The sequence below is a fragment of the Salmonella sp. SJTUF14076 genome (assembly GCF_015534835.1).
In the GTDB taxonomy this organism is placed as follows: Bacteria; Pseudomonadota; Gammaproteobacteria; order Enterobacterales; family Enterobacteriaceae; genus Salmonella; species Salmonella enterica.
This window is the reverse complement of record NZ_CP064674.1, coordinates 1,852,718-1,878,122: the sequence shown is the minus strand read 5'-3', so window position 1 is coordinate 1,878,122 and position 25,405 is coordinate 1,852,718. Positions and strand designations below refer to the sequence as shown.

Here is a 25,405-nt window from a genome sequence, read left to right as displayed (position 1 = left end):
GGCGGTTATGGCGATTTATACCCGAACAGGTGACGCTGGCACCACATCACTGTTTACCGGCCAGCGGGTGAGCAAAACCCACCCGCGGGTTGAAGCCTACGGCACGCTGGATGAGCTGAACGCCGCGCTGAGCCTGTGCGCCTGCGCCGCTGCGGATGAAAATCACCGCACCTTACTCGAGGCCATCCAGCAGCAACTTTTTTGGTTTAGCGCAGAGCTGGCCAGCGACAGCGAGCAGCCGTCGCCCAAACAGCGCTACATCAGCAGCGAAGAGATTTCGGCTCTGGAAGCCGCTATCGATCGGGCAATGGCCCGCGTCGAACCGCTGCACAGCTTTATTTTACCCGGACGCTGCGAAGCCGCGAGCCGATTACATTTTGCCCGCACGCTGGCGCGCCGCGCCGAACGCCGGCTGGTTGAACTGGCAACTGAAGTCAACGTACGCCAGGTGCTGATGCGCTACATCAACCGCTTATCAGACTGCCTGTACGCCCTGGCCCGCGCGGAAGATAGCGATGCGCACCAGGCCAACATCATCCGTGAAGTTAGCAAGCGCTATCTGGCTGCCAGCCAGCCGACCCGCAGCAAGGAGACAACGCCCGTGGCCCTCTCATTTCACGATCTACACCAGCTCACCCGCGCAGCCGTTGAACGCGCGCAGCAGCTTCAGGTTCCGGTAGTCGTCAGCATCGTTGACGCGCACGGCACGGAAACTGTGACCTGGCGGATGCCGGACGCCCTGCTGGTCAGCAGCGAACTGGCGCCGAAAAAGGCCTGGACCGCTGTTGCCATGAAAACGGCGACCCACGAGCTGAGCGATGTCGTTCAGCCAGGCGCGGCGCTTTATGGCCTGGAAAGTCATTTACAGGGAAAAGTGGTCACCTTTGGCGGCGGTTACGCCCTGTGGCGCGACGGCATATTAATTGGGGGTCTTGGCATCAGCGGCGGCAGCGTTGAGCAGGACATGGACATAGCACAGACCGCCATCGCGGCTATTAACGTGGGAACTCATCAATGAATACTTCTGAACTCGAAACCCTGATTCGCACCATTCTTAGCGAGCAATTAACCACGCCGGCGCAAACGCCGGCCCAGCCTCAGGGCAAAGGGATTTTCCAGTCCGTGAGCGAGGCCATCGACGCCGCGCACCAGGCGTTCTTACGTTATCAGCAGTGCCCGCTAAAAACCCGCAGCGCCATTATCAGCGCGATGCGTCAGGAGCTGACGCCGCTGCTGGCGACCCTGGCGGAAGAGAGCGCCAATGAAACGGGGATGGGCAACAAAGAAGATAAATTCCTCAAAAACAAGGCTGCGCTGGACAACACGCCGGGCGTAGAAGACCTCACCACCACCGCGCTGACCGGTGACGGCGGCATGGTACTCTTTGAATACTCGCCGTTTGGCGTCATCGGTTCAGTCGCCCCAAGCACCAACCCGACGGAAACCATCATCAACAACAGCATCAGCATGTTAGCTGCGGGCAACAGCGTCTACTTTAGCCCGCATCCGGGCGCGAAAAAGGTCTCTCTGAAGCTGATTAGCCTGATTGAAGAGATTGCCTTCCGCTGCTGCGGCATCCGCAATCTGGTGGTGACTGTAGCTGAACCCACCTTCGAAGCGACCCAGCAGATGATGGCCCACCCGCGAATCGCAGTACTGGCCATTACCGGCGGCCCGGGCATTGTGGCAATGGGCATGAAGAGCGGTAAGAAGGTGATTGGCGCTGGCGCGGGTAACCCGCCCTGCATCGTCGATGAAACGGCAGACCTGGTGAAAGCGGCGGAAGATATCATTAACGGCGCGTCATTCGATTACAACCTGCCCTGCATTGCCGAGAAGAGCCTGATCGTAGTGGAAAGCGTCGCCGAGCGTCTGGTGCAGCAAATGCAAACCTTCGGCGCGCTGCTGTTAAGCCCTGCCGATACCGACAAACTCCGCGCCGTCTGCCTGCCTGAAGGCCAGGCGAATAAAAAACTGGTCGGCAAGAGCCCATCGGCCATGCTGGAAGCCGCCGGGATCGCTGTCCCTGCAAAAGCACCGCGTCTGCTGATTGCGCTGGTTAACGCTGACGATCCGTGGGTCACCAGCGAACAGTTGATGCCGATGCTGCCGGTGGTAAAAGTCAGCGATTTCGATAGCGCGCTGGCGCTGGCCCTGAAGGTTGAAGAGGGGCTGCATCATACCGCCATTATGCACTCGCAGAACGTGTCACGCCTGAACCTCGCGGCCCGCACGCTGCAAACCTCGATATTCGTCAAAAACGGCCCCTCTTATGCCGGGATCGGCGTCGGCGGCGAAGGCTTTACCACCTTCACTATCGCCACACCAACCGGTGAAGGGACCACGTCAGCGCGTACTTTTGCCCGTTCCCGGCGCTGCGTACTGACCAACGGCTTTTCTATTCGCTAACTGAGGTCGCGATGAATACCTTCTCACTACAAACGCGGTTGTACAGCGGTCAGGGCAGCCTGGCGGTGCTCAAGCGCTTTACCAATAAGCACATCTGGATAATCTGCGATGGCTTTCTGGCGCACTCTCCGCTGCTGGATACCCTGCGTAACGCGCTGCCCGCAGATAACCGCATCAGCGTCTTTAGCGAGATAACGCCGGACCCCACCATCCACACAGTGGTTCAGGGCATTGCGCAAATGCAGGCTCTGCAACCGCAGGTGGTGATCGGTTTTGGCGGCGGCTCGGCAATGGACGCGGCGAAAGCGATTGTCTGGTTTAGCCAGCAGAGCGGGATCAACATCGAAACCTGCGTGGCGATCCCGACCACCAGCGGCACCGGCTCGGAAGTGACCAGCGCCTGCGTAATTAGCGACCCGGATAAAGGCATCAAGTATCCGCTGTTCAACAATGCGCTGTATCCGGATATGGCGATCCTCGACCCGGAGCTGGTGGTCAGCGTACCGCCGCAGATTACCGCCAACACCGGCATGGACGTGCTGACCCACGCCCTGGAGGCCTGGGTGTCACCGCGCGCCAGCGACTTTACCGACGCGCTGGCGGAAAAAGCCGCCAAACTGGTGTTCCAGTATCTGCCCACGGCGGTGGAAAAAGGCGACTGCGTGGCGACGCGCGGGAAAATGCACAATGCCTCAACGCTCGCCGGGATGGCCTTCAGCCAGGCGGGGCTGGGGCTTAACCACGCGATAGCCCACCAGCTTGGCGGGCAGTTTCATCTGCCGCATGGCCTGGCCAACGCCCTGCTGTTAACCACGGTTATCCGTTTTAACGCCGGCGTTCCGCGCGCCGCCAAACGCTACGCGCGGCTGGCCAAAGCCTGCGGTTTTTGCCCGGCAGAAGCCAATGATATCGCGGCGATCAATGCGCTGATTCAGCAAATCGAACTGCTTAAGCAACGCTGTGCCCTTCCCTCACTGGCCGTTGCGCTTAAAGAAGGAAGATCCGACTTTTCCGCACGCATTCCGGCGATGGTGCAGGCTGCGCTGGCTGACGTTACGCTGCGCACTAATCCGCGCCCGGCCAATGCCGAAGCCATTCGGGAACTGCTGGAGGAACTGCTATGAGTACCGCCGTCAACGTCGTTGAAATGTCTTATAGCGCTGATGAAATTCGCGAGCGCGTTCGCGCAGCGGGCGTTGTCGGCGCGGGCGGCGCAGGTTTTCCCGCTCACGTCAAACTACAGGCGCAGGTAGAGATTTTTCTGGTGAACGCCGCCGAGTGTGAACCGATGCTCAAAGTTGACCAGCAACTGATGTGGCAGCAGGCCGCGCGTCTTGTTCGCGGCGTGCAGTACACGATGACGGCAACCGGCGCGCGCGAAGGGGTGATAGCCCTGAAAGAAAAATACCGCCGGGCCATCGACGCCCTCACCCCACTACTGCCAGCCGGTATCCGCCTGCATATCCTGCCGGATGTATATCCCGCGGGCGATGAGGTGCTGACTATCTGGATGGCAACCGGCCGCCGGGTCGCCCCGGCTGCGCTACCGGCCAGCGTCGGCGTGGTAGTGAATAACGTGCAAACGGTGCTGAATATTGCCCGGGCGGTCGAGCAGCAGTTTCCGGTCACTCGTCGCACGTTGACCGTGAACGGCGCGGTCGCCAGACCGTTGACCGTTACCGTTCCTGTCGGCATGTCACTGCATGAAGTGCTGGCGCTGGCGGGCGGCGCGACGGTCGACAACCCCGGTTTTATTAACGGCGGCCCGATGATGGGTGGCCTGATTACCTCTCTTGATAACCCGGTGACGAAAACTACCGGCGGCCTGCTGGTGCTCCCAAAAAGCCATCCGCTTATCCAGCGCAGGATGCAGGACGAGCGCACAGTGCTTTCCGTCGCGCGCACCGTCTGCGAACAGTGCCGACTCTGTACCGATCTCTGCCCACGACATCTGATCGGCCACGAACTCTCTCCGCACCTGCTGGTGCGGGCGGTGAACTTTCATCAGGCTGCCACGCCGCAACTGCTGCTGAGCGCCCTTACCTGCTCGGAATGCAACGTTTGCGAAAGCGTGGCCTGCCCGGTCGGGATCTCGCCGATGCGCATCAACCGCATGTTAAAACGCGAGCTGCGGGCGCAAAACCAGCGCTACGAAGGGCCGCTGAATCCGGCCGACGAAATGGCGAAATATCGCCTGGTGCCGGTGAAGCGGCTGATCGCCAAACTGGGACTAAGCCCCTGGTACCAGGAAGCGCCGCTGGTTGAAGAAGAGCCGTCAGTAGAAAAAGTCACTTTGCAGCTGCGCCAGCATATTGGTGCCAGCGCAGTACCGACTGTTGCCGTCGGCGAGCGCGTGACTCGCGGGCAATGCGTTGCCGATGTCCCGCCTGGCGCGCTCGGCGCATCCATTCACGCCAGCATCGACGGCATTGTTTCGGCCATCAGCGAACAGGCCATCACTGTTGTAAGAGGTTAACCATGTCTCAGGCTATAGGAATTTTAGAACTCACCAGCATCGCCAAAGGGATGGAACTCGGCGATGCGATGCTGAAAAGCGCCAACGTCGATCTACTGGTCAGCAAGACCATCTGTCCGGGGAAGTTTTTACTGATGCTGGGCGGCGATATCGGCGCTATCCAGCAGGCCATTGAAACCGGTACGTCGCAGGCCGGCGAGATGCTCGTCGACAGCCTGGTGCTGGCGAATATTCATCCCAGCGTACTTCCGGCCATCAGCGGCCTGAACAGCGTGGATAAGCGCCAGGCGGTCGGCATCGTCGAAACCTGGAGCGTGGCGGCCTGCATTAGCGCCGCAGACCGGGCGGTGAAAGGCTCAAACGTCACCCTGGTGCGGGTGCATATGGCCTTCGGTATCGGCGGTAAATGCTACATGGTGGTGGCGGGCGACGTTTCTGACGTCAATAACGCCGTGACGGTTGCCAGCGAAAGCGCGGGCGAGAAAGGGTTGTTGGTTTACCGTTCGGTGATCCCACGCCCGCATGAAGCCATGTGGCGACAGATGGTGGAGGGGTAATGGAAAGACAACCGACAACGGATCGCATGATTCAGGAATACGTGCCGGGGAAACAGGTCACTCTCGCGCACCTGATTGCTAATCCAGGGAAAGATCTCTTTAAGAAGCTGGGCCTGCAGGATGCGGTGTCCGCCATTGGCATCCTTACCATCACGCCGAGCGAAGCATCTATTATTGCCTGCGATATTGCTACCAAATCCGGCGCGGTGGAAATTGGTTTTCTCGATCGCTTTACCGGTGCCGTGGTGCTGACCGGCGACGTTTCTGCCGTCGAGTATGCCCTCAAGCAGGTAACGCGCACGCTGGGCGAAATGATGCAGTTCACCACTTGCTCGATCACCCGGACGTAAAGTCATGAAGCGTTTGATGTTTATCGGCCCCAGCCAGTGCGGAAAAACCTCGCTGACCCAAAGCCTGCGCGGCGAAGCGCTCCATTATAAGAAAACTCAGGCCATTGAATGGTCGCCGATGGCCATCGATACGCCGGGCGAATATCTGGAGAACCGCTGCCTGTACAGCGCCCTGCTGACCAGCGCCTGCGAGGCCGACGTCATCGCCCTAGTGCTGAATGCCGACGCCCAGTGGTCGCCCTTTTCTCCGGGTTTTACCGCCCCGATGAACCGCCCGACGATTGGCCTGGTCACCAAGGCCGATCTCGCCGAGCCGCAGCGTATTTCGCTGGTTGCGGAGTGGCTTACGCAGGCTGGCGCACAGCAGATTTTTATTACCAGCGCGCTGAATAACTCGGGTCTCGACGCCGTGCTGGATTTTCTGAATTCGAAGGAACCTTTATGTCTTACAAAATAATGGCCATTAACGCCGGTAGCTCATCGTTAAAATTTCAGCTGCTGGAGATGCCGCAGGGCGACATGCTCTGCCAGGGACTGATTGAACGTATCGGTATGGCGGATGCGCAGGTGACAATTAAGACGCACAGCCAAAAATGGCAGGAAACCGTCCCCGTTGCCGATCATCGCGATGCGGTAACGCTGCTTCTGGAAAAGCTGCTGGGTTATCAAATCATTAACAGTCTGCGGGACATTGACGGGGTGGGCCATCGTGTGGCGCACGGCGGTGAGTTTTTTAAAGACTCGACGCTGGTCACGGATGAAACGTTAGCGCAAATCGAACGTCTTGCTGAACTGGCCCCGCTTCACAACCCGGTAAACGCGTTGGGTATTCACGTTTTTCGTCAACTGTTGCCTGATGCCCCTTCCGTAGCCGTGTTTGATACGGCATTTCACCAGACGCTGGATGAACCCGCCTATATTTACCCGCTTCCCTGGCATTATTACGCGGAACTGGGGATTCGCCGTTATGGCTTTCATGGCACCAGCCATAAGTATGTCAGCGGCGTTCTGGCGGAAAAGCTGGGCGTACCACTCAGCGCATTACGGGTGATTTGTTGTCATCTTGGAAACGGTAGCAGCATCTGCGCCATCAAGAACGGGCGTTCGGTCAATACGTCGATGGGCTTTACGCCGCAGTCAGGCGTGATGATGGGCACCCGTAGCGGAGATATTGATCCCTCTATTCTGCCGTGGATAGCCCAGCGCGAAAGCAAAACGCCGCAACAGTTGAATCAGTTATTAAATAATGAGTCAGGCTTGCTGGGCGTTTCTGGCGTGTCGTCTGATTACCGCGATGTCGAACAGGCAGCCAATACCGGTAACCGGCAGGCTAAACTCGCTCTCACTCTGTTTGCCGAACGCATTCGCGCCACCATTGGCAGCTATATTATGCAAATGGGAGGACTGGATGCGCTGGTATTCACTGGGGGCATTGGCGAGAACTCAGCGCGCGCCAGATCGGCGGTGTGCCATAATTTGCAATTTTTAGGCTTAGCCGTTGATGAAGAGAAAAATCAGCGTAATGCAACATTTATCCAGACGGAGAACGCCCTGGTGAAAGTCGCTGTCATCAACACCAACGAAGAGTTAATGATCGCACAAGACGTTATGCGCATTGCGCTACCGGCCACGGAAGGGCTTTGTGTACCAGCCTGAGAGGTTTATACGACGCATTGCGGCAAGTCATGGTAATAACGCTTTTACCATGACACTATGCGCGCACACTATTCGTACCTGAAAGGTGATAACGTGGCTGTTGCGCAATGCCCCGCCTCATGCGGGGAACTTATCCAGGGATGGATTCTGGGCAGTGAGAAACTGGTCTCCTGCCCCGTTGACTGGTACAGCACCGTAGCAGTCACGGCTGCGCCGCCGTTGGTAAACGAACGCCCATTGTCGCGGGCGATGGTGGAGCGCGTTCTGGCGCACTGGCAGTATCCTGCGCACTGGAGTAATGAGATTCGCGTCGATGTGCGTTCGTCAATTCCCGTTGCCAAAGGCATGGCCAGCAGCACCGCAGATATTGCCGCTACGGCAGTGGCAACGGCGCATCATCTTGGCCATTCGCTGGATGAAACTACCCTTGCACAGCTTTGCGTCTCAATCGAACCCACTGATAGCACCGTTTTTCATCAGTTAACGCTGTTTGATCATAATAATGCGGCCACGCAAATCGCCTGCGAGCCACCGCCGCCAATCGATTTGCTGGTACTGGAAAGTCCGGTCACACTGCGCACGCAAGATTACCACCGTCTCCCTCGCCAGCAGAAATTAATAGCAAGTTCACCAACCTTGCAGCAGGCCTGGAATCTGGTGCAGGAAGCCTGTATAACGCAAAATCCGCTCCAACTGGGTGAGGCGGCTACGCTTAGCGCTATCGCCAGCCAGACGCTGTTACCTAAGCCAGGATTTACCGCCCTGCTGTCGCTGGTCGAAGAGTGTGATTTATACGGATTGAACGTGGCACATAGCGGTAGCGTGGTGGGTCTGATGCTGGACCGGAAACGTCATGACATTGCGCGCCTGAAAGGTAAGCTGGCAGAGAAAAAACTTACCCGACACTGGCCAAAACAACATTTACTCAAGATGGTCACAGGCGGAGTCAAACTGCAGTGAGAGCCTGATATACGCTCCCACTGCCGTAGCGCATTATTCGGCTTTTACATCGGCGTGTTTCATTTCGCCCATCGCTTTCAGCTTTTTGGAAATGTCGCGACGCTCTTTGGAGATTTCGGCATTTTTAATGATGTAGTCATCAACGCGATCTTCATAGTCGCTTTTCATGCTGGCGATGATACCCTGAATCGCCTCAACGCTCATACCTGGCTTGATGTAGTCGCTCAGGTTGTCCAGCAGCAGCACACGCTTCTGGTTGTCACGGATCTTCTTCTCAATGTCCTGAATTTCACGCTGCAGTTTATTTTTGCGACGGAACAGACGAACAAACTCCAGCACGTCCTGGAAAGAAGGCTTGGTTGTTTCCATTTTTACACCCCTGATAATGTGAGATTCGGATTCGTTAAGCAACTGCTAGTGGATAAACATTACGTTTATCCCCGTCATACTTCAAGCCGCCAGAGGCAACACCATTACGTCGCCGTCTGGGGAAACCTGAAGGTTCGGGGATAAAATCGTTGCCAGTAGCACTCATTTTATCCTTATATTAGTATCATACTCTTAATCTTTGCTGAATCGAAGCAGCAACAAATTCATTCGCCCCATCTGCTTTTTATTTGCGCAAAGCCCGGCAGATCAAATGTGAAAGCAGTTCCAACTGTCGGGCCGTTTCCATACTTAGCCAAACATAGCCGTGGATGGGGGTTTCAGCCACCGCGTCGCCCTGCTGCTCGTTCATTAGCTGCCGCAACTCGGCAGCAATATCATTCAGTTTACCGGTGTTTGCCAGTACCGGCTGCGGGTTGCCTTCAAACAACGCGTGGGCGATCGTTAGCAAGGTTTGCTGCGTCATCTGCTGGGTTTCACGCAATGTGTGCGCGTTAAGCATCACAAAATGGCTGGCGCGCGTCGCCCAGTGGGCATTGATTTGTAATTCAAGCATACAAACCAGATTGCGGTTGATGGTCTGAATGGCCTCGAAAATAGATTTTTGTATCCGGGTTTCTTTACTGGCGGGCGTTATCAGCCCGCGCATTTTGACGACATCGTTCAGCAACCGTTGCAAATGTTTATCCAACCGGGGGCGCTCCAGCAAATTCGGCGACAGCGCTGCCTGATACACCCGATTATACGCCGTGACGCAATGCGCCAGTTGGATGCGCCAGTGCAAAAAGGCGCGCTGGGGCCAGATGCCGGTAAACAACATCGCCAGTAGCGACCCCAAAATCACATCCCCGCCACGCCATAATGCCGTATCCATATCACCAGCGGGAGCGCCGACAACAACGGCAAGCGTTATGCCTATCAGTAGCGCCTGATACGGTTTTTTCCCTAAGGCCAGCCAGCCGCACAAAAACATCGCTATCGCACACCACACCAGCATCAGCGGTAAGGAAAAGAGCTCCAGGCGTAACGCCACCAGCCCTAACGCCGCGCCCAGGATCGTACCGCCTATGCGCTCAAAAGCACGAGGCACTACATTTCCCCAGAATGAGATGGGCCCCATAATCACCACTAACGTGATTAGCGGCCATGTGCCCTCGGGAATAGAAAACAGACGAACCAGCAGAAAGGTAAGAATGAACGCCAGGGCGATACGTATGCCATGCACGATGCGATAATGACGGTACAACCGTATTTCAAAAGGGCTTAATGACTTATCGGCACGCACGCTTGCGCTCCTTACGGGAATGGCAAAAAATGCATTGTACCTGCTTTATAGCAAAAATAGCGCACTGGCGGACGGAACACATTATCCGTCCGCTCTTTTCAGACAGGAAACCAGTCGATCACTTCCGCTGTACCGGAATATACATTTCAATATCCCAGTATCCATCTTCCATGCCGTTATTCAGATAGGTTTCAAAACAGGGCGCAGAGGCTATCTGATAAGCGCTATCCTGCTCGAGGACATCAAAAAACCGTTCCCACGGCTTCGCAAAGTCACGGTCTTCCACTCGCGCGACAGCAGTGGCATATTCGCCGCCTTCAATGGCGGTCACGATTACGCCTTCGCTATTGTCCGGCAGGATGAAATTCTCTGCCACGGACACCACGGTATCGCAGCGGAGTTTTTCCGCAGGTACGACATCTGGATTGTCGTAATAGACGGCAATCCATTCAACTGGCACGATCCGCTGTCGATCCACCCACGTCATCAGTTGTTCAAAACCCTGCTTCACGGTGTGTTCCCATGGACCGACCATGTGGAAACCGGCTATCTTGCGTTTTTGTTCCTGCCTGATTTCGTAATCCATGCTGCCTCCGTCACTTCATCATACTGTATGAATGTACAGTATAATTACAGCCTTTTACGGTCACAAGGACAGCGTGATCATTTTGTGAGCAACCTCGCAATCCCGCCCTTTTGACACCTCAGATGACGGTGAACGGTGTGCGTGACAACGGCTTACGCTTTATGCTGAAAATAGTCGCTCAGACGAGAGAACATACCGCCTTTACCCACCGATTCCAGAGTGACCAGCGGCCACTGAGCGATCAGTTTATCCCGATCGTAGAGCTCTATTTCACCTACCTGTTGATGAGCGGCGATTGGCGCCTCCAGCTCTTTTCTATCCAGCACATATTTTGCTTTGATATGCGGAATTTCCGCTTTGGGCAGCGCCATCCAGAAATCCTGTTCCGTACCCAGCGCAATCTTTTCTTTGTCTCCATACCAGATTCGCTCGCTGCCCACTTTTTTACCGCTGTGCAAAATCTGCACCGTCGCAAAGTTTTGCTGGCCCCACTGCAACAGTTTTCGCGCCTGTTCCTCACGGCCTTTCGAACTTTTCGCCCCCATCACGACGGCGATAAGTCGACGCTGCCCGTCCACCGCCGATGCGATAAGATTAAACCCCGCCCCCGATGTGTGTCCGGTTTTAAGCCCATCAATATGCATGGTCTTATCCCACAACAAGCCGTTGCGGTTCTGCTGTGTGATGCCGTTCCAGGTCAGGCTCTTCTCGCTGTACATGTGATAAAATTCAGGTTCACCGTGAATAATCGCCCGGGAGAGTACGGCCAGGTCATACGCGGAGCTATGTTGTCCCGGCGCATCCAGACCGTGGACGGTTTCAAAATGGGTATCCCGTAAATTGAGTTTTTTCACATAGCTGTTCATCATCGCCACAAACTGCGGCTGCCCGCCCGCGATATAATCCGCCAGCGCCACACAGGCATCGTTACCGGAATCCACGATTAAGCCACGGCTTAAATCACGCACCGACACGCGATCTCCTTCTTTTAAAAACATCAACGAGGAGCCGACAAACACCGGATTATCCTTCGCCCAGGCGTCGCGCCCAACGGTGACGATATCGTCAGGGCTGATACGATGACTATCGATGGCGCGATCGACGACGTAGCCCGTCATTAGCTTGGTAAGGCTGGCGGGATTACGTTGCTGGTGTTCATTACCGGCGGTAAGAACCTGTCCCGTAGTGTAATCCATCAACACCCAGGCGCCTGCATCAATGGCTGGCGGTTGGGGAGCAAAACTTACGGCATCGGCCGCAAGCGCAGGAGAAAGGTGCATCGCGAATAAAGAAGCGGCAATAAACAAACGGCGTTTCAACAGCATGTCCTCAGGATGGTCTCAATTTGCCGTTCTTTTTACGGAAGTTCAGTTAAACAAACATGGATAAATTGCAAGAAAATGTGACACAAGGCACATTTTCTTGCTGACATTATTTTATGGATACGCTCAGACGGCGGACTTATCCCCGCGCGGCGCGGTACGATGACGATGATAGCCGTCAACCATGCTACGGAAAATTTGTCCCGGCGTGTCGCCAAGAGTACACAGATAGAGATGCGCGCAAATAAACAGTAAGCCGATGATAGCAAGCGCCATATGCAGCACCAGCATCACAGGGCCCAGACCCGCAACCTGCGGATAGAGACACAGCAAACCGGTGATGATTAACAGCGGTACCAGCGCGTACATAATCGCCAGATATGCCAGTTGTTGCAGTGGATTGAACTTATTCTGCTCTGTTGCCGCGAACGGATGCGCTTCCCCTTTCATAATGCCAAAAAGGTAAAAACGCGTCTGGCGTATGCAGCGCGTTACCAGTCCGGAAAAATTTACCCGATAGTGACGCCCGTTACCTGTGGTGAGATTGATCAGCACAAACCCGACCCAGAAAGCCAGTAAGGCAAAACCACACCAGGTATGCACTTGTACCATTAGCGCTACAGGGCCGAGAGAAAAATGACCAAATAAACCGCTTAACAGTAATAAAACAAACAGTAACGCATTTCCCCAATGCCAACGGCGAATCGCCAGCGAGTAGAGATAGTCACGATGCTCTTCGCCGCCCGCCGTTTTTGGCGCCAGCATCCGGCGCAATAACGCATGGATAACCAGCCCAACAAGCATGAGCAGCACCACGACGCCTGCATAAATTAACCACAGCGGCCAATAATCTGGCGCATAGTGTAGTTCCGCTCCCCAGATAGTATTCATGCTTTACCCTCCTGATGGACTTCTTTACGACGGTACAGACTGACCGCGCCGCTACGCGCCTCCTGCTGGCGATAGACCTCTTTCTGACCGACCCAGCGCTGGATCTCGCTCTCATCCAGTCTGCCGAATTTCAGCGCGTCCGTTGGGCAAACGGATACGCACGCCGGAGACTGGCCAGCCGCCAACCGCGTGTCGGCGCAGAAGTTACACTTGTCGGCGACACCGGTTTGCGGATTCAAATAGCGCACATGGAAAGGACACGCGGCAACACAATAATCGCAGCCAATACAGCGCGATTTATCCACCTGCACGATCCCGTTTTCATCACGATATGACGCTCCGGTAGGACAAACGCTGACACATGGCGCATTTTCACAGTGCTGACAGGAGACGCGGACAAATTGAAAATGGGTTAGTGCGTTGGATGCCTGTTCAGGGGCGCGAATTTGTACCTGTACGCGGCTAAATCCCTCCGGTACGTCATTAAGCACTTTGCAGGCAACGGTACACGCCTGGCAGCCGATACAACGTTTTTCATCATGCAGCATGACGTACTGATTCGTTAAATGATTCATGGTTCCCTCCTCCCTCATCCCCGACTCAGCGTCACGCCTGCGGTATGCACTACCGTACCGGATACCGGACTCGTCACGTGCGGCAGTAAATTTCCGCAGTGGATACCGTGTGTCGTCGCCGCCGTTTTGGCCCCAGCTTTAGCGCCAAATCCCATATAGACAAAAAGCGTGTCCGGGCGGATACCGGGCGTCACCAGCGCCTTACCTTTCTCTTTACCCGTGGCATTTTCCAGCCAGATCTCATCGCCGGTCTTAATGCCTTTTTCTTGCGCCGTTTGCGGATGGACCCAGACCGCGTTATCCCACATTAGCTCGCTGAGTAAAGGTACGTACTGCGTCGCGCCATTGGTATGCACGGCCACCTTGCCCTGAATGAAGTAAAGCTCATTCTCTTTTTTAAGCGCAAAGTCACGAACGCGCGGAACGCCGTAGCCTGGGAGCAATCCCTCCAGAGTTGCGGAATAAAGTTCGATTTTGCCGGAGGGCGATTTGAAGCGAAGCTGTTCGCCATAGGTGTTGTCGCTGTCCGTCGCGATAGCGCCGGGGTAACGCGCCGTAAACTGACGAACGGATTCTGGTTCGCGTAATAGCAGCGGAACGCCCCATTCGAGATACCCTTTCTGTCGCAGTTCCTTCGCTAAGGCATGGTCGCCGTTCAACTGATAGAGTTGGCGCGTCTGCATATCCTGCCACGGATAGTACTGCCCTAATCCCAACTGCTCGCCAAGTTCTTTCCAGATTTGCCAACTCGGACGCGCCTCGCCAATCGGCTCTACGACCTGTTGGCGCAGAGCGTAAGCCGGGTGCAGTCCCGACATATCGGATACCTCTTCGTCCCGTTCGAGATAGGTGCATTCCGGCAGCAGATAGTCGGCATATGCCGCGCTCTCGCTCAAATAGACATCGCAGCTGACCACCAGATCCAGTTGCTCAACGGTTTTTACCAGGTCCGAACGACAGGTGACGGTCTGGAAAGGATTATGCCGCGACATAATCCACGCCTTTATCGGGTAAGGCTTCTGGGTTAACGCCGCGTCAATAATGCTTTGCACCACGCCGCCGCCAGCGGCGATATATTTAAACTGCGGTGCGACCAAATCGATGCGTTGCGCCGTCGGTTTCGGCATATTTTTAATGTTGAGTTTCGCCAGCGTTGGCGCGACCTTTTCTCCGGCCAGTTTATTGTAAACAGACGCGTTTTTTTTCTGATATAGCCCGCCTTCGCGCTCAATATTACCGAGCAGCACATTAAGCGTAAAAATCATACGCCGCATATCGATCTCTTCCTGCGAGAACGTCGCGCGATGACCAGGACTGACAATAGCGTGAGGCGCGCAGGCAGCCAGTTCGCGTGTCACCCGGACAATAACGTCGGCTGGGACATCGGCCTGCGCGGCGGCCCATTCCGGCGTCGTCTCTTTTACCGCCTGTGCTAACTGTTCAAATCCGCTGGTATAACGCTCAACAAAAGACGCATCGTAGAGCTGTTCATCAATCATGACGTGGCACATCGCCAGCAGAACCGCTAAATCCCCCCCGGGACGAATAGCGTGCCACTCATCCGCCTTGCTGGAAAATATCGACAAACGCGGATCGAAGCTCACCATTTTGGCCCCCTTCTCCTGCGCGGTCATTAACTCATGGGTATCGGCAACTTCAATCCCTTCATACAAATTGTGGCCAAACGAAACCAGATAGCGCGTGTTAGCGATATCCATCGCCAGATCGCCGCCCATCATCACTTTTGCCGCAATGGCTTTCCCGGCAGGGCATGTTGAGGCGTGAGTAAAGGTATTAGGCGAACCAAAGGCCGTAGCCAGATGGAAAAGATGGCTGGAGAGCGAGCCCGATTTGGAAGAGAAAGCCACGCTCTCGGGGCCATGCTGCGCTTTGATGGCATTCATTTTCGCCGCGATTTCCTGGTAAGCCTGTTGCCAGCTAATCACCTGCCATTCACCGTCGCCGCGTGGCCCGGTGCGTTTCATAGGTTTTACAATCCTTTGCGGGTCATTGACCAGGCTGACGCCGCTCCCGCCCCTGGCGCATATGCGCGTCCCCTGCTGCGGCGCAGAAGGATTGCCCTGGATAAAAACGGTCTTGTTATTGACTACCTGCGCCTGAATAGGGCAACGAAAGGAACACATTTCGCACAAACTTGGCGTTAGCGTGGTTTTACCGTTAATGCCGGCAATCGGGTTGCGCGCCAGCGCCCCGGGCGGAAAAGCGCCCAGCGCGCAGGCAGAGCAGCCGATGCCTACCCCCTGCAAAAAAGAACGACGACTAATGCTCATATAACCTCCTGTTATTAGATATAGCTGAAGATTATATTTAATTTGTATTATGAAATGTCGGCTTCAATCACAATTTGAAATAGTTGTTAAAATGAGCATGTCAACACGATAAAACCTTTTATTTTATAAATATTTTACATTTCCTGAACACGCACATGGACTGTCATTGAATAATCAGCAGAATTACCAAACAACCCGCTGTTAATTATAAAAATGATACAATTCCAATAACACGTAATAATATTTAAAAGAAAACGATTATTTCCTGAAAAGCGATTTCACGCGCTTTACGCAGTTCTTTCTCATACGCGCCGGAACGTCCGCCGACGATATCCCGAATGCCGGTGAAAAACGCTGGTTGAGCATCGAAGCGGGTTTACTTTTGCGTGCACACGGGCTTCGTTACCCGACCCGCTCCCTTATGCCTTGATTTTTCTGCAGATACGTCAGCGTCCCACAATACGGTGACATGATGACAGGATGGACACTTTCTGAAAGAAACCTGCCAGATAACATGGTGAATTGTGATCTCCATCGCCATACCGACATATGAAGCTTACTTTTAAGGCGTTAAAAATCCAGACCGTTTTTCCATAATGATGTTGATAAGGAATTCTAATGAAGATATCATCAGGCGCAATTAATTTTTCTACTATTCCTAACCAGGTTAAAAAATTAATTACCTCTATTCGTGAACATACGAAAAACGGGCTCGCCTCAAAAATAACCAGTGTTAAAAACACGCATACATCTTTAAATGAAAAATTTAAAACAGGAAAGGACTCACCGATTGAGTTAGCGTTACCACAAAAAATAAAAGACTTCTTTCAGCCGAAAGATAAAAACACCTTAAACAAAACATTGATTACTGTTAAAAATATTAAAGATACAAATAATGCAGGCAAGAAAAATATTTCAGCAGAAGATGTCTCAAAAATGAATGCAGCATTCATGCGTAAGCATATTGCAAATCAAACATGTGATTATAATTACAGAATGACAGGTGCGGCCCCGCTCCCCGGTGGAGTCTCTGTATCAGCCAATAACAGGCCCACTGTTTCTGAAGGTAGAACACCACCAGTATCCCCCTCCCTCTCACTTCAGGCTACGTCTTCCCCGTCATCACCTGCCGACTGGGCTAAGAAACTCACGGATGCAGTTTTACGACAGAAAGCCGGAGAAACCCTTACGGCCGCAGATCGCGATTTTTCAAACGCAGATTTCCGTAATATTACATTCAGCAAAATATTGCCCCCCAGCTTCATGGAGCGAGACGGCGATATTATTAAGGGGTTCAACTTTTCAAATTCAAAATTTACTTATTCTGATATATCTCATTTACATTTTGACGAATGCCGATTCACTTATTCGACACTGAGTGATGTAGTCTGCAGTAATACAAAATTTAGTAATTCAGACATGAATGAAGTGTTTCTACAGTATTCAATTACTACACAACAACAGCCCTCTTTTATTGATACAACATTAAAAAATACGCTTATACGTCACAAAGCCAACCTCTCTGGCGTTATTTTACATGAACCGGATAATTCATCACCTCCGTCAGTATCAAGGGGCGGAAATTTTATTCGTCTAGGTGATATCTGGCTGCAAATGCCACTCCTTTGGACTGAGAACGCTGTGGATGGATTTTTAAATCATGAGCACAATAATGGTAAAAGTATTCTGATGACCATTGACAGCCTGCCCGATAAATACAGTCAGGAAAAAGTCCGGGCAATGGAAGACCTGGTGAAGTCATTGCGGGGCGGCCGTTTAACAGAGGCAGGTATCCGGCCAGTTGAAAGTTCGCTGGTGAGCGTACTGGCCCACCCCCCCTATACGCAAAGTACGCTTATCAGCGAGTGGATCAGGCCTGTTCAGGAACGTTTTTTTGCCCACCAGTGCCAGACCTATAATGACGTTCCCCTGCCGGCTCCTGACACATATTATCAGCAGCGCATACTGCCTGTGTTGCTGGATTCGTTTGACAGGAACAGCGCCGCCATGACCACTCACAGCGGACTCTTTAATCAGGTGATTTTACACTGTATGACAGGCGTGGACTGCACTGATGGCACCCGCCAGAAAGCTGCAGCGCTTTATGAACAGTATCTTGCGCACCCGGCGGTGTCTCCCCACATCCATAATGGACTCTTCGGCAATTATGACGGCAGCCCGGACTGGACAACCCGCGCCGCAGATAATTTCCTGCTGCTTTCCTCCCAGGATTCAGACACGGCGATGATGCTCTCCACTGACACGCTGTTAACAATGCTAAACCCTACTCCTGACACTGCATGGGACAACTTTTACCTGCTGCGAGCCGGAGAGAACGTTTCCACCGCGCAAATCTCTCCGGTAGAGTTATTCCGTCATGACTTTCCGGTGTTTCTCGCCGCATTTAATCAGCAGGCCACGCAGCGACGCTTTGGGGAGCTGATTGATATCATCCTCAGCACTGAAGAGCACGGGGAGCTGAACCAGCAGTTTATTGCCGCCACGAACCAGAAACATTCCACCGTGAAGTTGATTGATGATGCCTCAGTGTCGCGTCTGAACACCGTTTTTGACCCCTTGCTTCCTGAAGGCAAACTCAGCCCGACACACTACCAGCACATCCTCAGTGCTTATCACCTGACGGACGCCACCCCACAGAAGCAGGCGGAAACCCTGTTCTGTCTCAGTACCGCATTCGCACGCTATTCCTCCAGCGCCATTTTCGGCACTGAGCATGACTCTCCGCCCGCCCTGAGAGGCTATGCGGAGGCGCTGATGCAGAAAGCCTGGGAGCTGTCTCCGGCGATATTCCCGTCCAGCGAACAGTTTACCGACTGGTCCGACCGTTTTCACGGCCTCCATGGCGCCTTTACCTGTACCAGCGTTGTGGCGGATAGTATGCAACGTCATGCCAGAAAATATTTCCCGAGTGTTCTGTCATCCATCCTGCCACTGGCCTGGGCGTAGTTCAGCCTCAACCCGCATGGAATTAAGGGACACAGCGTTGTGTCCCTCTGTAAATAGACCCGTTTTAGTCCATGCATTTTTTGAGATCCCGGCCAGATTGACCCTGGCCTAAATTCCATACAGTACTAAATCAGAATCAGTAATTTCAGATGGGCCGGAATATGGTTTACCATAGAGGGAGCGTAGCTTAGTGTCGCTGATGGCCATTTTAGTATTTTGTACTCAATGATTTTAATGTTTATGTACTCAGCATCGCATGTACAAACATTAGCAACGATATCAATTGGTGTACAAATACAATCAATCAACGACAAAATAAAAGAATAAAATATTTCATATACATATAACATCAGGCGTGTACATCAAGTGACAGTTAAAAACGACAGCATACAGAGCACATTCCTCTTCCACGATTACGAAACCTTCGGTACGCATCCGGCCCTCGATAGACCTGCGCAATTCGCCGCGCTCCGTACGGATAACGACTTCAACGTTATTGGCGAGCCGGAGGTGTTTTATTGCAAACCCGCTGATGATTATCTACCGCAGCCCGGCGCGGTGCTGATTACCGGCATCACGCCGCAGGAAGCGCGTGAGAAAGGAGAAAACGAAGCCGCTTTCGCCAGACGCATTCATGCGCTGTTTACCGTTCCTAAAACCTGCGTTGTGGGCTACAACAATGTGCGTTTTGATGATGAAGTTACGCGCAATATTTTTTATCGCAACTTTTACGATCCCTACGCCTGGAGCTGGCAGCATGATAATTCACGTTGGGATCTATTGGATGTCATGCGCGCCTGTTATGCGCTGCGCCCGGAGGGAATTAACTGGCCGGAAAACGACGACGGCCTGCCCAGCTTTCGTCTGGAACATTTAACCCAGGCGAACGGGATCGAACACAGCAACGCGCATGATGCGATGGCGGATGTCTACGCCACTATTGCGATGGCGCAACTGGTGAAAACACGCCAGCCGCGGCTGTTTGATTATCTTTATAGCCACCGCAGTAAACATAAACTGGCGGCGCTGATTGACGTTCCGCAAATGAAGCCGCTGGTGCATGTCTCCGGCATGTTTGGCGCGTGGCGCGGTAATACAAGCTGGGTCGCGCCGCTGGCGTGGCATCCTGAAAACCGTAACGCGGTGATCATGGTCGATTTAGCAGGCGATATTTCTCCTCTTCTTGAGCTGGACAGCGATACCCTTCGCGAGCGGCTTTATACGGCCAAAGCCGATCTTGGCGATCACGTCGCAGTGCCGGTAAAGCTGGTGCATATCAATAAATGTCCGGTACTGGCGCAGGCGAATACCTTGCGCCCGGAGGATGCCGACCGGCTGGGAATTAACCGCCAGCACTGCCTGGATAACCTGAAAGTGTTGCGTGAAAACCCGCAGGTCCGCGACAAAGTGGTGGCGATTTTTGCCGAAGCCGAACCTTTTGCCGCCTCGGATAACGTTGATGCCCAGCTCTATGATGGTTTTTTCAGCGATGCCGATCGCGCAGCCATGAAAATCGTACTCGAAACCGAGCCGCGTAACCTGCCCGCGCTGGATATTACCTTTGTCGATAAGCGCATTGAGAAGCTGCTGTTTAATTACCGCGCACGCAATTTTCCCGGTACGCTGGATGACGCAGAGCAGCAGCGCTGGCTGGAGCATCGCCGTCAGGTGCTGACGCCGGAGTTTTTACAACAGTATGCCAACGAATTGCAGATGCTTTCTCAGCAGTATGCGGAAGATAAAACGAAGCTGGGGCTGCTGAAATCACTGTGGCAGTACGCAACTGAGATTGTGTAATTGACCAATGCCTGACGAGCATTGTTAATCCAGATCGGTTAAAGAGTGACGCCGCCATCCGGCAAACGTGCTGGATGACAGACAAAAAACCGGAGGCACTGCCTCCGGTTTTACTATTGCCGATAATACGTGCGATTACGCGACGTCTTCGTACTGTGGAACCGGGTTGCGGAAGCTTTTAGTTACGCACGCCAGATAAATCAGCCCGATACCCGCCCAGATCAGGCCCAGTACCATTGAGCTCTCTTCCAGGTTAACCCACAACGCGCCAACCGTGAGCGCGCCGCACATGGGCAGGAACAGATACTGGAAGTGATCTTTCAACGTCTTATTACGCTTCTCACGGATCCAGAACTGCGAAATCACCGACAGGTTAACGAAGGTAAACGCGACCAGCGCGCCAAAGTTAATCAGCGCCGTCGCCATCACCAGGTCAAAATTAATCGCCAGCAGCGCGATCGCCCCGACCAGGATGATGTTCATCGCTGGCGTACGCCATTTCGGATGAACGTAACCGAAGAAGCTTTTCGGGAATACGCCGTCGCGCCCCATCACGTACATCAGGCGCGCTACGCCTGCATGCGCCGCCATACCGGAAGCCAGTACGGTGATAGTAGAGAAGATCAGCGCGCCCACCTGGAAGGTTTTACCCGCCACGTACAGCATGATTTCCGGCTGAGACGCATCCGGATCTTTAAAGCGAGAGATATCCGGGAAGTACAATTGCAGGAAATAGGTTGCAAAGATGAAGATCAGGCCGCCAATCAGCGCGGTCAGGAAAATCGCACGCGGGATCACGCGCTCAGCATCTTTGGTCTCTTCCGACAGGTTACTGATGCCGTCAAAGCCGGTAAAGGAGAAGCACAGGATCGTCGCTCCCGTAATCATCGGGATAACGTGCGCATCGCCGGACCAGAACGGACGGGTGCTCGCCAGCGTACCGGCGCCTTCGCCTTCAAATACGCCATAAACCACCATGCCCAGAATGACCGCAATCAGCACCACCTGTAGCACTACAATCACGGTGTTGAAGTTAGCGACCGATTTGAGGCTGCGCAGGTTAAAGGCCGTCATAAAGGCCACCAGCGCCACGACAAACACCCATGACGGAATGGAGGGCACAAGCGCTTCAAAATAAATTTTCGCCAACAGAATGTTGATCATCGGCGCGAACAGGTAATCGAGCAGAGAAGACCAACCCACCATAAAGCCAACGGTCGGGCTGATGGATTTCTGGGCATAGGTGTACGCCGAACCCGCGGAAGGGTAGCGACGCACCAGTTTCCCGTAGCTCAACGCCGTAAACAGAATCGCGATTAACGCGAATGCATACGCCGTCGGTACGTGACCGTCAGTGAGGCCTGAAACGATACCAAATGTATCGAACAGCGTCATCGGCTGCATATAGGCAAGACCCATCATTACAACCGGAACTAACGTAAGCGTTTTACGTAATTCCACGCGAGAGGTGTTTGGAGTAACGTTATGCGACATGGTCATTCTCCTTTACGGCGAATGCCGTCGCGTAAGCAAAAAATTGCCCCATTTTCTGGATTCCTCAGCGACAACAACTGTCGATTTTTAAGTAAGTATCTATCCGGTACGAAGCCCGGCCTCTTGGTATTGAATGATGTGTTTGAAGCAAAAAAATAACCGACGCGTATTAAAACGTCGGTTAGTGTCATTTTTTGCAAGCGGCGTATTCTGCCCTAAATTGAAGTGAAATGACAAGAGAATGCGAGCGCGTTCAAAAAATTATTTTTCATAAGCGATTGATTTTTAAACCGGCGATTTTGCATACACCCCAGCAATAGCATTATTTGCTAAAATTTCATCCCGCCACCAGCCGCTGGCCAGCCCGGCGGTCTGTTCATTCCAGCCAACCCACACCGGTTCATAGACGATTTGCGCCACGACTTTCTTCTCTATAAGCGCGCCGCTTTCCAAAAATCGCTGCGCCAGATAACGCGGTAAATAGCCGCATCCCAGGCCGCTAATTTGCAGCTCCAGCTTGGTTTTAAAATCAAACACGGTAATCGCTTCCTGAGCGTCGAGCAGTTCAGACCCTATTGATCGCGAGGAATGGACGCTATCGCCAACCACAATCGCGCGAAAACGTTTGATCGTCTGGCGGCTAAGCGGTTCCTCTTCATGAACCAGCGGATGATGCGGGGCGACAGCAAACACCAGTTCAAGATCGCCCAGTCTTGCAAAGCCAAAGCCGGTGTCAGGCGGCGGCGCGCGCATGGCGCCAACGATGATATCCGCCCTTCCCTGCGTCAGCGTCTCCCATGAACCGCCGAGAACGCCATTGACAAATTTAAGGCGCGTCACGCTGTGGCGTTGATAAAAAGCGTCGATAAGCGGGGCCAGAAGAGAAAAGGGAAAGGTATCATCCACACCGATGACCAGTTCGTTCTCCCAGCCTTCATGCAGTTTAATCGCCTGCTTTTCCAGCTCGCGAACGGTGTGCAGCACTTCACGGCCTTTTTCCAGTAGCATCTTACCAGTTCGCGTAAATCGCGCGCGATGCCCGCTACGGTCGAGCAGTTGGATATTAAGATCGTTTTCCAGCTTATGAACGGTATAACTGAGGGCGGACGGCGTTTTAAATAATTTTGCCGACGCCGCCGCGAAGCTGCCTTCTTTTTCTAACGCATCAAGAATAATCAGAACGTCCAGCAGTGGTTTCATACTCGTCCCCTTGCGCTATATGGCGACCACCTGCTGGACAGCGACTCACTCCATCGGCATCACCAGCGGATCGGGATATTGATATTCAAATCCCAGCTCATTACAAATCCGGCTACCGTCGATAATCTTCCCTTTGCCATTGTCCGGTGCGTCACGAAAATGCGGCGGCGCCATTCCCAGCAAGCGCGTCATTTGCGGATAAAACACGTTGCGGGCTGGATGCGCCGGCGCGCATATATTATAGATGTGCCCCCCTTTTGGCGCCTGTAGCAAGAGGGTAATTGCGCCAACCACGTCTTCAAGATGCACCAGATTGACCCCGTGTTGACCATCCGGCGCGGTTTTTCCGGCAAAGAAACGTCCGGGATGGCGCCCAGGCCCGACCAACCCCGCCAGCCGCAGAATATCTACTGACGTGCCCGGCAGATTATGCAGCCAATCTTCCAGTTCCTTCAGGGTACGCCCGCTGGCCGTGACCGGATTACGCGGCGTATTCTCTTTCACCACGCCTTGCGCATCGCCGTAAACAGACGTCGAACTGGTAAAAATAATACGCGGGATACGATAAGCCAGCGCGCTGTCGACCAGCTCCTGCATCGCCTGCAGATAAAAATCCTCTCCCGGACCGCTACGGCGCGCGGGCAGTGTTATCACCAGCGCATCGACATCCAGCAGAGCGTCAAGATCGTCCGCCTCACAGACCAGCTCCGGCTCCAGACGCAGCGGATAGCTTTCAATTCCACTCATACGGGCCGCTTCCACCCCGTCAAGGGTGGTTTTGCTGCCGGTAACCTGCCAGCCTCTCGCTGCCAGCGACATTGCCAGCGGCATGCCTAACCAACCTAAACCGACAATTGCGACCTTTTTCATCCATTTTCTCCTGACTTTAACGCCTTATACATAAGGCTACGCCAGCCCGCCGTGACTGACAATTCATACTATAAATGCGAAATGAAAAAAGCGCTTGCTTTAAGGCGTAAAAGTGGTTTAGGTTAAAAGGTATCAAATGAATAAGCATTCATCGGAATTTTTATGACACGCGTTCAATTTAAACACCACCATCATCACCATCATCCTGACTAGTCTTTCAGGCGATGTGTGCTGGAAGACATTCAGATCTTCCAGTGGTGCATGAACGCATGAGAAAGCCCCCGGAAGATCATCTTCCGGGGGCTTTTTTTTGGCGCGCTATACAGACCGGTTCAGACAGGATAAAGAGGAACGCAGAATGTTAGACAACACCCGCTTACGCATAGCTATTCAGAAATCAGGCCGTTTAAGCGATGATTCACGAGAATTGCTGGCCCGCTGCGGCATAAAAATTAATTTACACACTCAGCGCCTGATTGCGATGGCGGAAAACATGCCGATTGATATCCTGCGCGTGCGTGATGATGACATTCCGGGTCTGGTGATGGATGGCGTGGTCGATCTCGGTATTATCGGCGAAAACGTGCTGGAAGAAGAGCTACTCAACCGCCGCGCGCAGGGCGAAGATCCACGCTATTTAACCCTGCGCCGTCTTGACTTCGGCGGCTGCCGTTTATCGCTGGCAACGCCGGTTGACGAAGCCTGGGACGGCCCGGCCGCGCTGGACGGTAAACGTATCGCTACCTCTTATCCGCACCTCCTCAAACGCTACCTCGACCAGAAAGGCGTCTCTTTTAAATCGTGTCTGTTAAATGGTTCTGTCGAAGTCGCGCCGCGCGCGGGGCTGGCCGACGCTATCTGCGATTTGGTCTCTACCGGCGCGACGCTTGAAGCTAACGGCCTGCGTGAAGTCGAAGTTATCTACCGCTCTAAAGCCTGTCTGATTCAGCGCGACGGTGAGATGGCACAGAGCAAGCAACAGCTGATCGATAAATTGCTGACCCGTATTCAGGGCGTGATTCAGGCGCGCGAATCGAAATACATCATGATGCACGCGCCAAGTGAACGCCTGGAAGAGGTTATCGCCCTGCTGCCAGGCGCTGAAAGGCCGACAATTCTGCCGCTGGCGGGCGAGCAACAGCGCGTGGCGATGCACATGGTCAGCAGCGAAACGTTGTTCTGGGAAACCATGGAGAAACTGAAAGCGCTTGGCGCCAGCTCGATTCTGGTACTGCCGATCGAGAAGATGATGGAGTGATCTGACGCCTGATAGCGCTGCGCTTATCAGGCCTACGTAATGCGTTGATATTTTGGGTTCTGTAGGCCGGATAA

24 protein-coding genes, 2 pseudogenes and 1 other annotated feature are annotated in these 25,405 nt (G+C 53.7%); of the genes and pseudogenes, 13 read left to right on the top strand and 13 right to left on the bottom strand.

Going from position 1 to position 25,405, the window contains the following annotated elements; all coding sequences use genetic code 11:
• Positions 1 to 7 precede the first annotated feature (7 nt).
• From pduO to pduX, 9 genes are all read left to right on the top strand, one after another.
• Positions 8 to 1,018 carry a two-domain cob(I)yrinic acid a,c-diamide adenosyltransferase PduO gene (gene pduO, locus HU143_RS08940; protein WP_001029486.1) on the top strand — a complete coding sequence of 337 codons (1,011 nt, stop codon included), beginning with the start codon at positions 8 to 10 and terminating at the stop codon, positions 1,016 to 1,018.
• A complete protein-coding gene (pduP, locus tag HU143_RS08935; RefSeq protein WP_001097677.1) occupies positions 1,015 to 2,409 on the top strand; it encodes a CoA-acylating propionaldehyde dehydrogenase PduP in 1,395 nt (464 codons plus the stop codon). Before pduO ends, pduP begins: the two co-directional genes overlap by 4 nt.
• A gap of 11 nt (positions 2,410 to 2,420) precedes the next feature.
• The gene (gene pduQ, locus HU143_RS08930) at positions 2,421 to 3,533 is read left to right on the top strand and encodes a 1-propanol dehydrogenase PduQ (RefSeq protein WP_023226678.1); all 1,113 of its coding nucleotides are present in this window, start codon (positions 2,421 to 2,423) and stop codon (positions 3,531 to 3,533) included.
• On the top strand, positions 3,530 to 4,885 hold the full coding sequence (gene pduS, locus HU143_RS08925) for a cobalamin reductase PduS (RefSeq protein WP_023226679.1): 1,356 nt from the start codon (positions 3,530 to 3,532) through the stop codon (positions 4,883 to 4,885). Before pduQ ends, pduS begins: the two co-directional genes overlap by 4 nt.
• A gap of 2 nt (positions 4,886 to 4,887) precedes the next feature.
• On the top strand, positions 4,888 to 5,442 hold the full coding sequence (gene pduT / locus HU143_RS08920) for a propanediol utilization microcompartment protein PduT (RefSeq protein WP_000075772.1): 555 nt from the start codon (positions 4,888 to 4,890) through the stop codon (positions 5,440 to 5,442).
• A complete protein-coding gene (pduU, locus tag HU143_RS08915) occupies positions 5,442 to 5,792 on the top strand; it encodes a propanediol utilization microcompartment protein PduU (protein ID WP_000441103.1) in 351 nt (116 codons plus the stop codon). Before pduT ends, pduU begins: the two co-directional genes overlap by 1 nt.
• Positions 5,793 to 5,796: 4 nt before the next feature.
• A complete protein-coding gene (gene pduV, locus HU143_RS08910) occupies positions 5,797 to 6,249 on the top strand; it encodes a propanediol utilization protein PduV (protein ID WP_000826277.1) in 453 nt (150 codons plus the stop codon).
• Positions 6,234 to 7,448: a propanediol utilization propionate kinase PduW gene (pduW, locus tag HU143_RS08905; protein ID WP_000120647.1), complete on the top strand. Its 1,215-nt coding sequence runs from the start codon at positions 6,234 to 6,236 to the stop codon at positions 7,446 to 7,448. Before pduV ends, pduW begins: the two co-directional genes overlap by 16 nt.
• A gap of 93 nt (positions 7,449 to 7,541) precedes the next feature.
• The gene (gene pduX, locus HU143_RS08900; RefSeq protein ID WP_001673791.1) at positions 7,542 to 8,408 is read left to right on the top strand and encodes an L-threonine kinase PduX; all 867 of its coding nucleotides are present in this window, start codon (positions 7,542 to 7,544) and stop codon (positions 8,406 to 8,408) included.
• A gap of 33 nt (positions 8,409 to 8,441) precedes the next feature.
• On the opposite strand, the gene HU143_RS08895 is transcribed toward pduX, so the two are convergent.
• The 8 genes and pseudogenes from HU143_RS08895 to HU143_RS08860 form a co-directional block, all read right to left on the bottom strand.
• Positions 8,442 to 8,777 (bottom strand): DUF496 family protein, encoded by a 336-nt coding sequence (locus HU143_RS08895; protein WP_000450405.1) that lies wholly within the window; start codon positions 8,775 to 8,777, stop codon positions 8,442 to 8,444.
• A 244-nt stretch (positions 8,778 to 9,021) separates the two neighbouring features.
• The gene (locus HU143_RS08890; protein WP_001200854.1) at positions 9,022 to 10,080 is read right to left on the bottom strand and encodes an FUSC family protein; all 1,059 of its coding nucleotides are present in this window, start codon (positions 10,078 to 10,080) and stop codon (positions 9,022 to 9,024) included.
• 118 nt (positions 10,081 to 10,198) lie between these two features.
• Positions 10,199 to 10,666 carry a DNA gyrase inhibitor SbmC gene (gene sbmC, locus HU143_RS08885; protein ID WP_000384326.1) on the bottom strand — a complete coding sequence of 156 codons (468 nt, stop codon included), beginning with the start codon at positions 10,664 to 10,666 and terminating at the stop codon, positions 10,199 to 10,201.
• Positions 10,667 to 10,818: 152 nt separating this feature from the next.
• Positions 10,819 to 11,991, bottom strand: a complete 1,173-nt coding sequence (gene dacD, locus HU143_RS08880) for a serine-type D-Ala-D-Ala carboxypeptidase DacD (RefSeq protein ID WP_020437405.1) — start codon at positions 11,989 to 11,991, stop codon at positions 10,819 to 10,821.
• 123 nt (positions 11,992 to 12,114) lie between these two features.
• Positions 12,115 to 12,879 (bottom strand): thiosulfate reductase cytochrome B subunit, encoded by a 765-nt coding sequence (gene phsC / locus HU143_RS08875; RefSeq protein ID WP_001092553.1) that lies wholly within the window; start codon positions 12,877 to 12,879, stop codon positions 12,115 to 12,117.
• Positions 12,876 to 13,454 (bottom strand): thiosulfate reductase electron transport protein PhsB, encoded by a 579-nt coding sequence (gene phsB, locus HU143_RS08870; RefSeq protein WP_001016236.1) that lies wholly within the window; start codon positions 13,452 to 13,454, stop codon positions 12,876 to 12,878. Before phsB ends, phsC begins: the two co-directional genes overlap by 4 nt.
• Before the next feature lie 14 nt (positions 13,455 to 13,468).
• Positions 13,469 to 15,745 (bottom strand): thiosulfate reductase PhsA, encoded by a 2,277-nt coding sequence (gene phsA, locus HU143_RS08865; protein ID WP_000028220.1) that lies wholly within the window; start codon positions 15,743 to 15,745, stop codon positions 13,469 to 13,471.
• A 259-nt stretch (positions 15,746 to 16,004) separates the two neighbouring features.
• A pseudogene (locus HU143_RS08860) lies at positions 16,005 to 16,097 on the bottom strand (heavy metal-binding domain-containing protein); the annotation flags it as partial.
• Positions 16,098 to 16,363: 266 nt separating this feature from the next.
• Between HU143_RS08860 and sopA the strand changes: the two are divergent.
• Positions 16,364 to 18,712, top strand: coding sequence for an SPI-1 type III secretion system effector HECT-type E3 ubiquitin transferase SopA (sopA, locus tag HU143_RS08855; protein WP_053505557.1), 2,349 nt, complete (start codon positions 16,364 to 16,366; stop codon positions 18,710 to 18,712).
• 129 nt (positions 18,713 to 18,841) lie between these two features.
• Here sopA and HU143_RS24490 read toward each other — a convergent pair.
• Positions 18,842 to 18,919: pseudogene (locus HU143_RS24490) on the bottom strand (hypothetical protein); the annotation flags it as partial.
• A 159-nt stretch (positions 18,920 to 19,078) separates the two neighbouring features.
• Between HU143_RS24490 and sbcB the strand changes: the two are divergent.
• Positions 19,079 to 20,509, top strand: a complete 1,431-nt coding sequence (gene sbcB, locus HU143_RS08850; RefSeq protein WP_000216702.1) for an exodeoxyribonuclease I — start codon at positions 19,079 to 19,081, stop codon at positions 20,507 to 20,509.
• Between the two features lie 135 nt (positions 20,510 to 20,644).
• On the opposite strand, the gene plaP is transcribed toward sbcB, so the two are convergent.
• The 4 genes from plaP to HU143_RS08830 form a co-directional block, all read right to left on the bottom strand.
• The gene (gene plaP, locus HU143_RS08845) at positions 20,645 to 22,003 is read right to left on the bottom strand and encodes a putrescine/proton symporter PlaP (protein WP_001519005.1); all 1,359 of its coding nucleotides are present in this window, start codon (positions 22,001 to 22,003) and stop codon (positions 20,645 to 20,647) included.
• Positions 21,993 to 22,055, bottom strand: a complete 63-nt coding sequence (gene yoeI, locus HU143_RS08840; RefSeq protein WP_096335044.1) for a membrane protein YoeI — start codon at positions 22,053 to 22,055, stop codon at positions 21,993 to 21,995. Before yoeI ends, plaP begins: the two co-directional genes overlap by 11 nt.
• A 233-nt stretch (positions 22,056 to 22,288) precedes the next feature.
• On the bottom strand, positions 22,289 to 23,203 hold the full coding sequence (locus HU143_RS08835; RefSeq protein ID WP_000803316.1) for a LysR family transcriptional regulator: 915 nt from the start codon (positions 23,201 to 23,203) through the stop codon (positions 22,289 to 22,291).
• Between the two features lie 45 nt (positions 23,204 to 23,248).
• Positions 23,249 to 24,073: an SDR family oxidoreductase gene (locus HU143_RS08830; protein ID WP_000754712.1), complete on the bottom strand. Its 825-nt coding sequence runs from the start codon at positions 24,071 to 24,073 to the stop codon at positions 23,249 to 23,251.
• Between the two features lie 162 nt (positions 24,074 to 24,235).
• Here HU143_RS08830 and hisL point away from each other — a divergent pair, with 162 nt between their 5' ends.
• Both hisL and hisG read left to right on the top strand, forming a co-directional pair.
• Positions 24,236 to 24,286 (top strand): his operon leader peptide, encoded by a 51-nt coding sequence (hisL, locus tag HU143_RS08825; protein WP_001364200.1) that lies wholly within the window; start codon positions 24,236 to 24,238, stop codon positions 24,284 to 24,286.
• Positions 24,262 to 24,385, top strand: a sequence feature (His leader region). Its footprint overlaps the gene before it by 25 nt.
• Positions 24,386 to 24,431: 46 nt before the next feature.
• Positions 24,432 to 25,331 carry an ATP phosphoribosyltransferase gene (gene hisG, locus HU143_RS08820; protein ID WP_000886604.1) on the top strand — a complete coding sequence of 300 codons (900 nt, stop codon included), beginning with the start codon at positions 24,432 to 24,434 and terminating at the stop codon, positions 25,329 to 25,331.
• Positions 25,332 to 25,405: the final 74 nt, after the last annotated feature.